This is a genomic window from Massilia haematophila (assembly GCF_042647645.1).
Classification (GTDB): Bacteria; Pseudomonadota; Gammaproteobacteria; order Burkholderiales; family Burkholderiaceae_D; genus Telluria; species Telluria haematophila.
Map to the genome: position 1 here is coordinate 2,926,861 of NZ_JBHRVV010000001.1, position 13,505 is coordinate 2,940,365.

14 protein-coding genes and 1 pseudogene are annotated in these 13,505 nt (G+C 64.6%); 10 read left to right on the forward strand and 5 right to left on the reverse strand.

The genetic code is table 11. The features are described from left to right. Position 1 precedes the first annotated feature (1 nt). From ACFOPH_RS13010 to fliB, 3 genes are all read left to right on the forward strand, one after another. Entirely contained in the window at positions 2-649 is a 648-nt protein-coding gene (locus ACFOPH_RS13010; protein ID WP_379735677.1) for a response regulator, read from the forward strand. 110 nt (positions 650-759) lie between these two features. Further along, positions 760-2,349, forward strand: coding sequence for a GGDEF domain-containing protein (locus ACFOPH_RS13015; protein WP_379735679.1), 1,590 nt, complete (start codon positions 760-762; stop codon positions 2,347-2,349). Between the two features lie 152 nt (positions 2,350-2,501). Further along, positions 2,502-3,740, forward strand: a complete 1,239-nt coding sequence (fliB, locus tag ACFOPH_RS13020) for a flagellin lysine-N-methylase (protein ID WP_379735681.1) — start codon at positions 2,502-2,504, stop codon at positions 3,738-3,740. 33 nt (positions 3,741-3,773) lie between these two features. Here fliB and ACFOPH_RS13025 read toward each other — a convergent pair. The 4 genes and pseudogenes from ACFOPH_RS13025 to ACFOPH_RS13040 all read right to left on the reverse strand — a co-directional run. Further along, positions 3,774-3,971, reverse strand: a pseudogene (locus ACFOPH_RS13025) (integrase core domain-containing protein); the annotation flags it as partial. Positions 3,972-4,138: 167 nt separating this feature from the next. Next, positions 4,139-5,479, reverse strand: a complete 1,341-nt coding sequence (fliD, locus tag ACFOPH_RS13030; RefSeq protein WP_379735683.1) for a flagellar filament capping protein FliD — start codon at positions 5,477-5,479, stop codon at positions 4,139-4,141. A gap of 34 nt (positions 5,480-5,513) precedes the next feature. Next, positions 5,514-5,786, reverse strand: a complete 273-nt coding sequence (locus ACFOPH_RS13035; protein ID WP_313704292.1) for a flagellar protein FlaG — start codon at positions 5,784-5,786, stop codon at positions 5,514-5,516. Between the two features lie 143 nt (positions 5,787-5,929). After that, entirely contained in the window at positions 5,930-6,796 is an 867-nt protein-coding gene (locus ACFOPH_RS13040; RefSeq protein ID WP_379735685.1) for a flagellin N-terminal helical domain-containing protein, read from the reverse strand. Positions 6,797-7,199: 403 nt separating this feature from the next. On the opposite strand from ACFOPH_RS13040, the gene ACFOPH_RS13045 reads away from it, so the two are divergent. The 7 genes from ACFOPH_RS13045 to ACFOPH_RS13075 all read left to right on the forward strand — a co-directional run bounded on the left by ACFOPH_RS13045 (position 7,200) and on the right by ACFOPH_RS13075 (position 12,755). After that, positions 7,200-9,089: a putative bifunctional diguanylate cyclase/phosphodiesterase gene (locus ACFOPH_RS13045; protein WP_379735687.1), complete on the forward strand. Its 1,890-nt coding sequence runs from the start codon at positions 7,200-7,202 to the stop codon at positions 9,087-9,089. A 269-nt stretch (positions 9,090-9,358) separates the two neighbouring features. Next, positions 9,359-9,556 (forward strand): hypothetical protein, encoded by a 198-nt coding sequence (locus ACFOPH_RS13050; protein WP_313704289.1) that lies wholly within the window; start codon positions 9,359-9,361, stop codon positions 9,554-9,556. A gap of 227 nt (positions 9,557-9,783) precedes the next feature. Beyond that, positions 9,784-10,227: a flagellar export chaperone FliS gene (gene fliS / locus ACFOPH_RS13055; RefSeq protein ID WP_312551803.1), complete on the forward strand. Its 444-nt coding sequence runs from the start codon at positions 9,784-9,786 to the stop codon at positions 10,225-10,227. Beyond that, the gene (locus tag ACFOPH_RS13060; RefSeq protein ID WP_312551805.1) at positions 10,227-10,556 is read left to right on the forward strand and encodes a flagellar protein FliT; all 330 of its coding nucleotides are present in this window, start codon (positions 10,227-10,229) and stop codon (positions 10,554-10,556) included. Before fliS ends, ACFOPH_RS13060 begins: the two co-directional genes overlap by 1 nt. A 6-nt stretch (positions 10,557-10,562) precedes the next feature. Continuing rightward, complete coding sequence (fliK, locus tag ACFOPH_RS13065) at positions 10,563-11,642, forward strand: flagellar hook-length control protein FliK (RefSeq protein WP_379735690.1); 1,080 nt, start codon at positions 10,563-10,565, stop codon at positions 11,640-11,642. Then, positions 11,639-12,013, forward strand: a complete 375-nt coding sequence (locus ACFOPH_RS13070) for an EscU/YscU/HrcU family type III secretion system export apparatus switch protein (RefSeq protein ID WP_312554539.1) — start codon at positions 11,639-11,641, stop codon at positions 12,011-12,013. The genes fliK and ACFOPH_RS13070 overlap by 4 nt, the downstream gene beginning before the upstream one ends. After that, entirely contained in the window at positions 11,997-12,755 is a 759-nt protein-coding gene (locus ACFOPH_RS13075; RefSeq protein WP_312554536.1) for a flagellar brake protein, read from the forward strand. The genes ACFOPH_RS13070 and ACFOPH_RS13075 overlap by 17 nt, the downstream gene beginning before the upstream one ends. A gap of 283 nt (positions 12,756-13,038) precedes the next feature. Here ACFOPH_RS13075 and fliE read toward each other — a convergent pair whose 3' ends face one another. Further along, positions 13,039-13,461 carry a flagellar hook-basal body complex protein FliE gene (fliE, locus tag ACFOPH_RS13080; RefSeq protein WP_312553082.1) on the reverse strand — a complete coding sequence of 141 codons (423 nt, stop codon included), beginning with the start codon at positions 13,459-13,461 and terminating at the stop codon, positions 13,039-13,041. Positions 13,462-13,505: the final 44 nt, after the last annotated feature.

Consider the following 13,505-nt stretch of genomic DNA (forward strand, 5'->3'; position numbering starts at 1 on the left):
AATGACCGACAAAGCAACCATCCGTGTATTCATTGCCGACGACCACGCCATCGTGCGCGAAGGCCTGAAACAGATCCTGGCCGAGCAGCGCGACATCATCGTCGCCGGCGAGGCCGAGAACGGGCTCGACGCCATCAAGCTGTTCCGCAAGTCGCGCTGCCATGTGATGCTGCTCGACATCTCCCTGCCCGACCGCAACGGCATCGAAGTGCTCAAGCAGATCAAGGCGGAGCGCCCGGAGCTGGCGGTGCTGATGCTGTCCATGCACCGCGAAGACCAGTACGCGATCCGCGCCCTGAAGGCCGGCGCGGCCGGTTATCTCACCAAGCAGAGCGCCCCGCGCGAGCTGGTCACCGCGATCCGCCAGGTGGCCGGCGGCCAGAAGTACGTCAGCGCGACCCTGGCCCAGGCGCTGGCCAGCCAGATCGGGACGGACCACGAGGCGCCGGTGCACGACAGCCTGTCCGACCGCGAGTTCCAGACCCTGACCATGATCGCCTCCGGCAAGACGGTCAGCGAGATCGCGCGCGAACTCTCGCTCTCGGTCAAGACGGTCAGCGAATACCGGGCGCGCCTGCTGGCCAAGATGAACCTGAAGACCAGCGCCGAACTGACCTCCTACGCGATCCGCAACCAGCTCGTTGAATAAGGGAAACGGGCATTACTGCTAAGTAAGCCACTTTTTGGGCTCTTTTCAGTCGATGACGAAAAGAAAACCTGATTATCATTGCGATAAATCAAGTAAATACTCGCTGTACCATGTCCAACCCGCCCACTCCTGCCCAACACCCCGTCGAGATCGCCCGCGAGGCCTTCCGCCGCCTCGCCACGCGGCGCATCGCGCCCACGCCCGACGCCTACCGCGACATCTACAACGAGATCGCCGGCATTCCCAAGCCCGCCGTTGCTCCTCCGGCGCCGATTCCGCTGACCGGCCCGGCGCCCGAGGAAGTGCTGGGCGGCTTCGCCGTGCAGCTGACCGAGGCCCCGGGCGAGCTGGCCGAGTACGGGCGCCGCCTGAACCACGCGGTCAAGGGACGCAACTGGGAAGCCTATGCGCGCGCGCTGTCGCAGCTGGTCGAAAGACACTTGCGGCGCGGCATCCCGCCCGGCATCACCTACGGCATGGAGAGCAAAGACACCGCCCTCCTGCGCGAACTGCTCAGCCGCACGCTGGCCTTCGCCCTGGCCTCGCTGCTGCCGGCCAGTTCGACGCTGGCGGGCGAAGCCGAGTCGCTCGGCGCGGCGGTGAAGATCGCCCACAGCGAGGCGGCGCTGCAGGAAATCGCGGCGCGCCTGAAGGAGCTGTGCTTCCAGATCGAGCTGCACAACGGCGACGCGGCCGAGCAGCAGGAACTGCTGCTGCGCCTGTTCAAGCTGCTGCTGGAAAACGTCAGCGAACTGCTCGACGACGACAGCTGGATGCGCGGCCAGATCGCCGCCGTGCAGGACCTGATCGCCGGCCCCATCGACCAGCGCGCGCTGGAAGACGCCACGCGCAGCCTGAAGGACGTGATCTACAAGCAGGGCCAGCTCAAGCACGGCCTGTCGGACGTGAAGGCCACGGTCAAGAACATGATGATGACCTTCATCGACCGTCTCGGCTCGGTGGCCGCATCGACCGGCGACTTCCACGACAAGCTGGGCGGGTTCAGCGAACGCATCCGCCATGCAGGCGACATCACGGAACTGAACGAAGTGCTCGACGAGGTGCTGCGCGAGACCCGCCAGGCCCAGGAAGAAGCGCTGGCCTCGCGCGACCGCATGCTGGCCGCGCACCGCGAGGTGCAGGAAGCGGAAAGCCGGATCAAGGAGCTCGAAGCGAAGCTCCAGCACATGAGCGAACTGGTGCGCGAGGACCAGCTGACCGGCACCCTGAACCGGCGCGGCCTGGACGACGTGTTCGAGCGCGAGAGCGCCCGCGCCGACCGCCGCGGCACGCCGCTGTGCGTGGCCCTGCTCGATCTCGACAACTTCAAGAAGCTCAACGACACCTATGGCCACCTGGCCGGCGACAACGCCCTGCGCCACCTGGCGAAAGTGGTGAAGAACACCCTGCGCTCGATCGACGTGATCGCGCGCTTCGGCGGCGAGGAATTCATGATCATGCTGCCCGAAACGCCGGTCGAGGCGGCGGTGCTGACCATGGTGAGGCTGCAGCGCGAGCTCACCAAGCACTTCTTCCTGCACGACAACGAGAAGCTCCTGATCACCTTCTCCGCCGGCGTCGCGCTGCGCCTGCCAAACGAGGACCAGGCCTCGCTGCTGGCGCGCGTCGACCGCGCGATGTACCAGGCCAAGCAGAGCGGCAAGAACCGGGTGGTGGTGGCGCAGGAAAGCCTTTTCTAGTCTGCCAAATGACGTTTCGACATCCTGTCGGTGGAATCACACAGAATCACGCGAATCGACAAGAAAACAAATGTATCCGGGCCATTTGCTTGAACCCACGTTTTCCGTGAAGTACCATTAATACCCGCCTCCAGCCCTCTCACCGGACGACCATGGCCATCCTTCATCCCTCGCGCTCCCTTACCGCCCTTGTTCCCCAGTACGTCAGCCGGTTCAGCTGCATCGGACCCAGCTGCGAGGACAGCTGCTGCGCAGGTTGGCGCGTCACGATCGACAAGAAAACCTTTAACGCTTACCGCCAGTCGAATCACCCGGAACTCAAGCCGGTCTTCGAATCGAAGGTCAAGCGCACCCGCAGCGAAGGAGGCGACACCAGCTACGCGCGCATCGAGCTTGACGAGGAAAGCGCGGATTGCCCGCTGATGCAGGAGCGCCTCTGTTCGGTACAAAAGAACCTAAACGAGAGCTACCTGTCGCACACCTGCTTTTCCTACCCGCGCACGACGCGCCATTTCGCCAACAGCGTCGAACAGAGCCTGACCCTGTCCTGCCCGGAAGCGGCGCGCCAGGCGCTGCTGCACCCGGACGCCTTCGACTTTGTCGAGAACAAGATCATGGTCCGCGACAGCACGGCCGGCAGCATCCAGCCCAAGCATGGCTTGAGCATCGACATGATGAACGAGATCCGCATCTTCTGCTTCCAGCTGATGCGCAGCGAAGGCCTGGCACTGTGGGAGAAGATGGCCGTGCTCGGCGTCTTCTGCGAAAGCCTCACCACGGCGATCCAGGACCACCAGCAGCAGCGCATTCCGGCCCTGATCGAAGAACTCATCGTCGGGCTGGAACAAGGCGCGATTACCACGGCGCTGAAGGACCTGCAGCCGAACCACGAGGCCCAGGCTCTCGTTTTCGCCACGCTGTGGTCGACCAAGCTCTCGACGACGCACTCCAGCTCGCAGCGTGAAATCCTGGCAATGATCGCCAGGGGTATAGGTACCGACGAGGCCCGCGGAGTAGCGCGGCAAGAGGCCATCGTCGCGCACTACCGCCGCGGCATCGAGCGCCTGCCGGCGGCCCTGCGGGACGCGCCTTTCATGCTGGAGCACTATGTGCTGAACGAGATGTTCAGCAACCTGTTCCCGTTCGGCGATACTACGCCTTACGAAAGCTACCTGCGCCTGGCGTCGCGTTTCGGGATGGTCAGATTCATGCTGGCCGCGCAGTGCGCCGGGGGCGAGGAGCTGCCGTCGCCCGCCCTGCTGGCGCGCACGGTGCAGGTGTTCTGCCGACGTTTCCAGCACGACCGGAACTTCGCTGCGAATACCAGCCAGGCCCTGCACAACACTGGTTGGCACCGGCTGGAAAAGGTCTACGGCTTCCTGCGCTTCTGAGCAGCTGACTGGTCCTACAATAGATTGACAGTTTTAAGCAGCTAGAAGAAATCGTTCTTGCCGACCCCAGAGCGCCCGATGAATCTCATCGGGCGTCTTGTATTTCAGGGCCTGATGCGAACGTTCCTGGTTGTAGATCGCCGCCGACTGCGCCACGATGCGTCGTGCTTCCACCAAGTCGTCCGCGCGGTGCGACGGAAACTCAGTCTTTAGGATGCCATTGATTCGCTCATGCTTTTTGGGCAGCTTGCCCCCCATATTCCTTACGGGTCACTTCCAGCATCGCTTCGAATAACTGGGCCTGTTTTAGGACGGGAGAAGGGCCGAAAAAAAAGCCATCCGTATGGATGGCTTTTTCTTTTACCGGCGGTGCAGCGCCGTTGGGGGCGAGCCCGAGGTCAGTAGCCGCTGTTGGCCGCCAGGGCCGCCAGCTGCTGGGTGAGATAACTGTTCATGCTCTGCATGTTCGTCATCATGGTGTCGAGCGAAGTGAACTGGGCGCGGTAGCGCTTTTCGGTCTGCTCCAGCTGCAGCGTCATCCGGTCCTGGCTTTTTTCCAGGCTCTTCAGCGAAGCGTTCAGGCCGTCGGTGCGGGACTTGAACAGGCCCTTCGAACCGAGCATCTCTTCGGTGACGTCGAGCAGGCGGGTGGCGACGCCGGTCTTCGCATTGAACAGGTTCGAGACGCCTTCGAAGTTGTTGGCGATCGCCGTTTCCAGCTTGGCCGGCTTCTCCAGCTTCAGGGTGCCGTCGCGCTGGAAGGCGATGCCGATGTCGGACAGGGTCTTCAGCCCGGTAGCGTCGGTAACCGCCTTGCCCAGCTCGGCGCGGATGTTGGTCAGGATCGAACGCGCGCCCGAGTCGCCGTTGAGCACGGCGCCGGTCTTGGTCGCCGCGTTGTAGGCGGTCTGCTTGTTCACCGCCGTCGCCAGGGTATTGTAGGCATCGACAAAGGCCGTGATCGACTTCGTGACCGCGGCCGTGTCCTTGGTCAGGGTCACGTTGACCGGATTGTCTTCATTGACCTGGGCCAGGTTCAGGGTCACGCCCTTGATGGCGTCGGTGACGGTGTTCGAGGACTTCGAGACGGCGATGCCGTCGATGGTCATCTCGGCATCCTGCGCCTTCTGGGTCGCGGTCATGCCGCCCGCGCCCGTAGCGAAGGCGGCCAGGTCGCCGGTGCCGGTGATGGTGAGGCCATTCTTCACGCCGGTCTTGTTGCCGGTAATGACCAGGCGGTCCTCGGTGCCGTCGTTCAGGATCGTTGCGGTGACGCCGGCATTGGCCTTGTTGATGGCGCTCGACAGGCCAGCCAGGGTGGCGTCGGTCACCGTCAGCGGCACGCTCTTGCCGTCGATCTGGATGCTCATCGCGCCGCTCAGTTTCGCCCCCGTTGCAATGCCCGCCGACACCAGCTTGTCGCTCTGGGCCAGCTGTTTCACTTCGATCGCATAGCTGCCGGGGGTGGCGCCGCCGTCCTTGGTGGCCGAGACGCCGACCACCTCGCTCTTGCTGGAACTGGCCGTGAGCGCCTGCAGCGCATCGCCCGACAAGGCCTTGACGGCGCTTTGGAAGGTCGACACCGCGCTCTTGAGCGTGCCGAATGCGGAAAGCCTGGAATTGAAGCTGGCCTGCTTGGCCTGCAGGTTCTGCAGCGGCTGCTTTTCGATCGCCATCAGGGACGTCACGAGTCCATCGACGTCCAGTCCCGACAACATGCCGGCGGCACTAATACTCATACCAAGCTCCCATCAGTTGACGCCCGACCCGCGGTCAGGCCTTGTCCCGTAACATCACGCCCTGCATCTGCTCGATCGAGCGCCACAGCTTGAGCGCCTCGACGGTCGGAATCTGGCGCAGCACGGTATCGGTCTGGGTGTCGACCACCTTGACCACGGTGCGGCCGGTGTCCTCGTCGACCGAAAAACGCACGCCTTGCGCGGCAGCCTGCGCTACCTTGTTCAGGTCGGCCACGATATTACCCAGCTCATGCTTGTCCGGTTGCGCCGCGGGGCGCTCCGAGGGCGCCGGAGCGGGCCTGGACACGGACTCGGCGGCTGGCTTTGCCGGGTTGCCGGCCACGGCCGGCGGGCTTCCGTTTTGTATTGGTTGCAACATCGGAATACCTCTCTAGAAACGACTGCGCGGGCCAGAGCCCGCACAGTTGAAACATCGATTATACCGGTCGATTAACCACGCAGCAGCGACATCACGTTGTTCGGTGCCGAGTTGGCCTGGGCCAGCATCGCGGTGCCGGCCTGTTGCAGGACCTGTGCACGGCTCAGTTTGCTGGTCTCGGCGGCGTAGTCGGTGTCCATGATGCGGCTCTTTGCTGCCGACTGGTTCTCGACCGAGGTAGCCAGGTTGCTGATCGCGTAGCCCATGCGGTTCTGCGCGGTACCGAGCGAAGCGCGTTCGGTGTTCAAAGATTTCAAGGCCGCGTCGATATTCGTAATCGACTTGGCTGCATTTGCCGTGGTGCTGACATCGAAAGTGCCGGGGTTGGTCCCGTCGGCCGCTGCGTCAACCATCGTTGCATTCTTCGTCAGGCCAGTGTAGCCGGTGCTCTTCGCAAACGTCACATCAATCTTTTGTGTTTCGTCAGCACCTACCTGAATGGATTTCGTTACGGCGGCGGCACTGGACAACAGTGGAATACCATTAAATTTGGTTGAATTTGCGATACGCGAGATCTCATCGTTTAATGCAACCATTTCAGTATCGATATTCGACGTCTCGTCTGCGCCGTTGGTACCGTTAGCGGCCTGAACAGCCAATTCACGCATACGCTGCAGGGCGTCGGAAATATTCGACAGAGCGCCATCGGCAGTCTGAATCATCGAGATGCCGTCGTTGGCATTGCGCGACGCCTGCGACATACCGCGGATCTGCGAGTCCATCTTGGCCGCGATCGACATGCCGGCAGCGTCATCTTTCGAGCTGTTCACGCGCAGGCCCGACGACAGGCGGGTCATCGAGGTCTGCAGTTCGTTGGCCGACTTGGTCAGGTTGCGCTGTGCGTTCAGCGACGACATATTGGTGTTGATGATCGACATGGTAGTTCTCCAGTGGGCAGTTCAGTTTAGTGCTGCTATCGGGGTTCGGTTCTCGTTGCTTGCGTCGTTTGAATCAGCTCGCTTGAATTCTTTAACGGACCCCTCCGCAAAACCTTGAGGAAATTTTTTTAAAAAAAATGTTTATGAGCAACTTGCTACCTGAAGCGGACCGAACCGGTACATGACGTCCTTCCCGCGACAGGAGCGTCAACGGCAGGTTTCGGAAAATATTGAGGCCACGCGGCCGGCGCTGGGGCGCCGATTTTCTATTACTGGCAAAAAATTTCACAATCTCATCGGCACGGCATCCTGCACTCCAGTCGTGCTCGCATTGCAATTCCCCCGCGCTTCTGGCGTAATGGGCCCATCGGAACGAACCAGCCTCCCTGGTGAATTGTTAAATATGCAGAAACCCCAGATCCCGGTAGACGAAGCAAAACGCCTGGCGGCGCTCTATGCAACCGAACTGTTCGGCACCGGTCCGGAAGAAGCCTTCGACCGGATCACCCGCCTGGCGACCAAGCTGCTCGACGTGCCGACCGCCCTGGTCTCGCTGGTCGGCAGCGATACCCAATGGTTCAAGTCGCGCTGCGGCATGGCGGCCCAGTCGACCTCGCGCGACATCTCGTTCTGCGGCCACGCCATCCTCAGCGACGCGCCGCTGGTGGTCGAGGACGCCACCCTGGACGAACGTTTCGCCGACAATCCGGCCGTGACCGGTCCGCCCTACGTCCGCTTCTACGCCGGGGTGCCGCTGCATTCGATCGAGCGCGACAGGCTGGGCACGCTGTGCGTGATCGACACCCGTCCGCGCCGCTTCAGCGCCGAGCAGTTGTCGCAATTGCACGAACTGGCGCACATGGTCGAGGAGCTGATCTACCACCGCCAGCTGGCGCGCGCCGCCCAGGAACTGCACGAGCAGCTGCTGCACAACGCCGCGCATGCGCCGGTGCCGGCCGCCGCCGGCCAGGTGAAATACCTGCTGACCCACGACGCGCTGACCGGCCTGGCCAACCGCCAGGCGCTGCTGCGCACGATCGGCGAGAGCATTCCGGCCTGGCAGGCATCCGGCGCCGGCGCGGTCGTGGCCTGCCTGAACCTGGACCGCTTCAAGCGGGTCAACGAAGTGCTCGGCCACGTCGCGGGCGACCAGGCCCTGGTGGCGGTCACGCGCGCCCTGCAGTCGCGCCTGCGCGAAGACGACATGCTGGCGCGCTCGGGCAACGACGAATTCGTCATGATGCTCAACGACCCCGGCGACGCCGAGCGCCTGCAGGCCCGCCTCGACGAGCTGATGAACGAAGTCGGGCGCCATGCCTTCGGCAAGGATGCCGACATCTCGATCAGCTGCAGCATCGGTTACGCCTGCTATCCGCAGGACGGGCAGGATGCCGACACCCTGCTCAACAACGCGGTGACGGCGATGCGCCATGCCAAGGGCATGGGCGGCGGCCGCATCGAACGCTACGCGCCCGAACAGCGGCGCGAACTCGGGCGCCGCCTGCTGCTCGAAAGCCAACTGCGGCGCGCGCTCGAACGCGACGAACTGTTCCTCCAATACCAGCCGAAGATCGAACTCGTCACCTGCGCGCTGGCCGGCTTCGAGGTGCTGCTGCGCTGGCGCCATCCCGAGCACGGCGTGGTCCCGCCCGAGGAATTCGTGCCGATCGCCGAGGAAACCGGCCTGATCGCCCCGATCGGCGAATGGATCGTGAAGAGCGCCGTCGCCCAGCTGGCCGCCTGGCGCCAGGCCGGCCTGGCCGCGGCGCCGGTGGCGGTGAATTTGTCGGCGCGCCAGTTCCTGCAAAGCGACATCGTCGCCATCGTCAGCGAATTGCTCGACACCACAGGGCTGCCGCCCGCCCTGCTGGAACTGGAGCTGACCGAAAGCGTCTCGATGGCCGACCCGGCGCGCAGCATGGTCGTCATGCACAAGCTCAAAGCGCTCGGCGTGACGCTGAGCATCGACGACTTCGGCACCGGCTATTCCAGCTTCAGCTACCTGCGGCGCCTGCCGATCGACAAGCTGAAGATCGACAAGTCCTTTGTCCTGGACATTGCGCACAACCGCGATTCGCGCGCCATCGTCCAGGCGATCGCCGCCATGGCGCACCGCCTGAACCTGCAGGTCATCGCCGAAGGCGTCGAAACCCAGGCCCAGGCCAACGCGCTACGCGAGGCCGGCTGCGACCAGGGCCAGGGTTTCCTGTACGCGCGCCCCCTGGACGCCGACGACGCCGCCCGCTTCATCGAAGGCCAGGCTCCGGCCCGCCGCCTGCGCAGCGCGCCGTAGGGTGGGCGCCCCCGTGCCCACGCGTGAAGCCAGCGTCGTGTTGGCGTCCACGACGGGTGGCGTCTGCTCATCGTTCACGCGTGGGCACGGAGTGCCCACCCTACCGCTCCCCGACGCAGGCCTGAACCACTGCCCGTCGCCTTTGTCCTACACCCGATACAATTGTTAACAACTTCCAGAAGTGTGCGCCAGGCACGCAGATATCATTGTGCCAACGCCGCCCGCCAGCGCCGCCTGACACCGGTTGCCAACGGGCATGGGAGAAGTAAATGATGCAACGACGAACCGACGAACAAACCGCCCTGACGGCTGAATACGCACTCTACCTGGTCGATATCCGCGGAGTGGATTTCGCTTTCAAGTATCTCGACAGCTGCAACGTGCCGCGCGCAATCCTGGCGCGCGCCCTGCAATCGCCCCAGCATCGCCGCCACCACGAACGCCGCAAGGTCCCGCGCAACGATTGATCCGCCTGCGATCGGGTGCGTTGTTTCCTTGCGCCCCCGCAAGACCTCCGTTTCGTTATCCACCTGACAAAGGGTCAAAATGACGGGTATTCCCGGCTCTCAAGTCCCGTTAGAAGCTGCCGTTAAGCCAGTAAACTACCCTGGTTGAAGAATGGCAGGCCGGCCTCGACGCCGCCCCGACCCGCTTCAGCGCGAACGCAACACTACTGAAGTATTTGGAGGTTCTGATGTTTGGATCGATGCAGCGCGGCGTGAACGCCTACGCAAAAGTAGGGCTGGAAACTTCGGTGATTGCCGCCTCGCCCCACAAATTGATCGTGATGCTGTACGACGGCGCACTCGTTGCTGTCAGGAACGCGGTCAGGCACATGGCGGCCGGCCAGATTGTCGAGAAAGGCGCCGCCATCTCGAAGGCACTGGACATCATCAACAGCGGCCTGCGCGCCAGCCTCGACAAGAAGGCGGGCGGCGAGATCGCTGCCAATCTCGACCTGCTGTATGTCTATATGACCGAGCGCCTCCTGACCGCCAACCTGCAGAACAAGGCCGAGATGCTGGAAGAAGTACACACCCTGCTGGCCGACATGCGCGACGCCTGGTCGCAGATCGGCGAGAAGCCGGCCGCGCCGGATGCGCTGGCCTCCCACTACCCTGTCATGGCGAGCGCGTGATGATGACCGGCCAGGAAGTGCTGTCCGAATACGCCGCCGTCGCCGCCCTGACCGGCCAGATGCGGGCTGCCGCCGAAGCCGGCGACTGGGACCAGCTGGTGCTGCTCGAGCAGCGCTGCACGGTCCACGTCGACACGCTCAAACGCGAAGAAGCAGCGGTCGCGCTCAATCCGCAGGGCCGCCAGGCCAAGGTCGACTGCATCAAGCGCATCCTGGCCGACGACCGCCGCATCCGCGACCTGACCATGCCGTGGATGGCCCAGCTGTCGGCCCTGATCAACAACTCCGGTACCCAGCGCCGCCTCGCGAACGCCTACGGCAGCGTATAGACATAAATGGTCGAGCGCCTGCCCAGTCCCGGCGTCAGCGCCACGCAGCCGGTACGGCCGGCGCAGCCGCTCGAACGCACGGGCGATCCGCGCCTCGACGCCCTGCAGCGCACGCTGGCGACCATGCTGGGCAGCAAAGTTCCCGTTTCCGTGCTGTCGCGCCTGGGCGACGGCAGCTTCGTGGTACGAGTCGCCGACATGGCGGTGCGCATGCAGTTGCCACCCGGCACGCAACCCGGCGCCCAACTGTCGATGAAGGTGCTGGCGGCCTCGCCCCAGCCCACCTTCCAGCTCGGCGACGCCACCCTGCACGCCGCGCCGGCGCCGCCCGGCGCCAGCACGGCGGCATCGCTGGCCGCCGCCGTGGCCGCGGCCACCACCCCGCTGCGCCACACCGGCGGCCAGGACGCCGCCGCCGACCTGAGTCCGGCCGCGCGCCTGCTGTCCCAGGTGCTGCACAGCGCCGCCGGCGAGCACGCGGCCGGCGCCCGGACCCAGGGCGGCGCCGCCGTGACCAGCCCCACGCCCCTGCTGCCGCAAGGCGCGCCGGATGCGACCCAGCTCGCCGGCAAGCTCGCCCAGGCGATCGCGCACAGCGGGCTGTTCTATGAATCGCACCTGGCCGACTGGGCCGAGGGCAAGCGTTCCTTGAACGAACTGGCGCAGGAACCGCAGGCGCGCAACGTCCCCGGCACCGCGGCCACCGACCCGGCCAGCGCGCGCATGATCAACCTGCAGCTCGCCAGCCACGAGCAGGGCCAGGTCCTGTGGCAGGGCCAGCTCGCGCCCGGCCAGCCTTTCGAATGGCAGGTAAGGCGGCAGAAAAACCGCGAACAGGACGGCCAGGCAGGCGGCGAGGACGGGCTCGAACCGGGCTGGGAAAGCGGCCTGCGCCTGCGCTTCGCCGCCCTGGGCGAGATCGAGGCCAGCGTCTCGCTGCACGGCAGCCGGCTGCGCATCGCCCTGCACGCGGCGACCGACTCGGCCGCCGCCCTGCGCGCGGGCGCGCCGCGCCTGCAGGAAGCGCTGGCGGCCGCCGGCACCGAGCTGGCCGCGCTCCACATCCAGGCCCACGAGGACGCATGAGCGACGACACAGGCAAGGATGTCCACCTCCACCGGCAGCGCGCCGTCGCCCTCGCCTATGCGGCCGGGACCGCGGCGCCGACCGTGGTCGCCAAGGGCCGCGGCCTGGTCGCCGAACAAATCATCGAACGCGCGCGCGAAGCCGGCGTGTTCGTGCACGAATCGAAGGAACTGGTGTCGCTGCTGATGGACATCGACCTCGACAGCCATATCCCGCCTGCCCTGTACCGCGCAATTGCAGAACTGTTGGCATGGCTTTATCATATTGAGTCAGCGCAACAAACCGGCGGGCCGCTTTCCGCCCCTCCCGACAGCGCGCTCCTCATCGACTCACCTGCACCACCGGCGGAACAAGATGCAAGCAATTCATGACGCAGAACTGGAAAACTGGCACGACTACGAGGTGCAGTCGCGCAGGGAGATCGTCGCGCTGCTGCGCCAGATCGGCGAGAAAAAACAACTGATCCGCATGAAGATCAAGGGCGAGGCCGACGTCTGCGTCACCTCGATCCTGGAAGTCGATCCCGACAGCGGCCTGTTCATCCTCGACCGCTCGATCAACCGCGAGCAGAACGAACGCATCGTGCGCACCGGCCAGGTGATGTGCGAGACCTACCTCGACAAGATCCGCATCCTGTTCCGCGCCGGCGGCCTGCAGGAACTCGAGTTCGAAGGCACGGCGGCGCTGGCCGCCCAGATCCCGGATTCGCTGATCCGCCTGCAGCGGCGCGAGTTCTACCGCATGCCGACGCCGGTGACCAACCCGGTGCCGGCGTTCGTGCCGCTGCCGATCGACCTGGGCGGCGGCAGCGCCAGCTTCCCGCTGGCCGACATCAGCTGCGGCGGCGTCGCCCTGCTCGACAGCAAGATGATGCTGAACTCGACCATCGGCCAGACCTTCACCGGCTGCCGCATCGAGCTGCCTGAGATCGGCACCGTCACCACCTCGCTGCAGGTGCGCAACGCCCTCGACGTCACCATGCTCAACAACAAGACCAGCCGCCGCATCGGCTGCATGTTCGTGGATATTTCGCGTGCGAACATGGCGGCGGTGCAGCGCTACATCACCAGGCTCGAGCGCGAGCGCAACGCCAGGCTGGCTGGATTGAGCTGATTGAACGATCCGGCAATGCAAAGGCCATTACCGTAGGGTGGGCACGCCGTGCCCACGCGTTACGGGCGTCTCCGGGATGCGTTGGCGGCGGCTTATCGCTCGCGGTGCATGCCTCGGACGGGACGGCGGCTCGCGGCAAGGCTGGCGGGCGACACCTCAACGTTATCGGTGCAAGGCGCCGCACGTAACGCGTGGGCACGGAGTGCCCACCCTACGAATTAACAACAAAACGGGCCGCGCTCCTGCTGGAGACGCGGCCCGTTTCTCATCCTGATTGCGGTGATCAGACCTGCATGTTCATGATCTCGTGGTAGGCCGACACCAGTTTGTTGCGCACCTGCACGGTGGCCTGGAAGGCGATGCTCGACTTCTGCATCGCGATCATGGTGTCCGACAGGCTGACGCTGTCGTCGCCCATCGCGAATTTCTGGCCCAGTTCTTCCGCGTGCTTCTGCGAATTGCTGACCTGCTGGAGCGAGTTCTTCAGCGCGTCCGAGAAGCTGACCTTCGAGGCGCCCTCGCTGGCGCCGACGTCGGCCGCCTTGCCCAGGTCACCGAGCTTGCCGAGGTTGCCGAGGTTGCCGATACCGCCGAGGCTGCCCGGCGCCAGGTTCGGCGCGGCGGGCTTGGTGGCGGCCGCCTTCAACTGGGCCATCATCGCCTCGATGCGGCTGCTGTCGATGCCGCCGATTCCGCCTATGCTCATGGGTTCTCCTGTCTTTCCGTTGCGTGCCCGTGCGCGAAACGCGG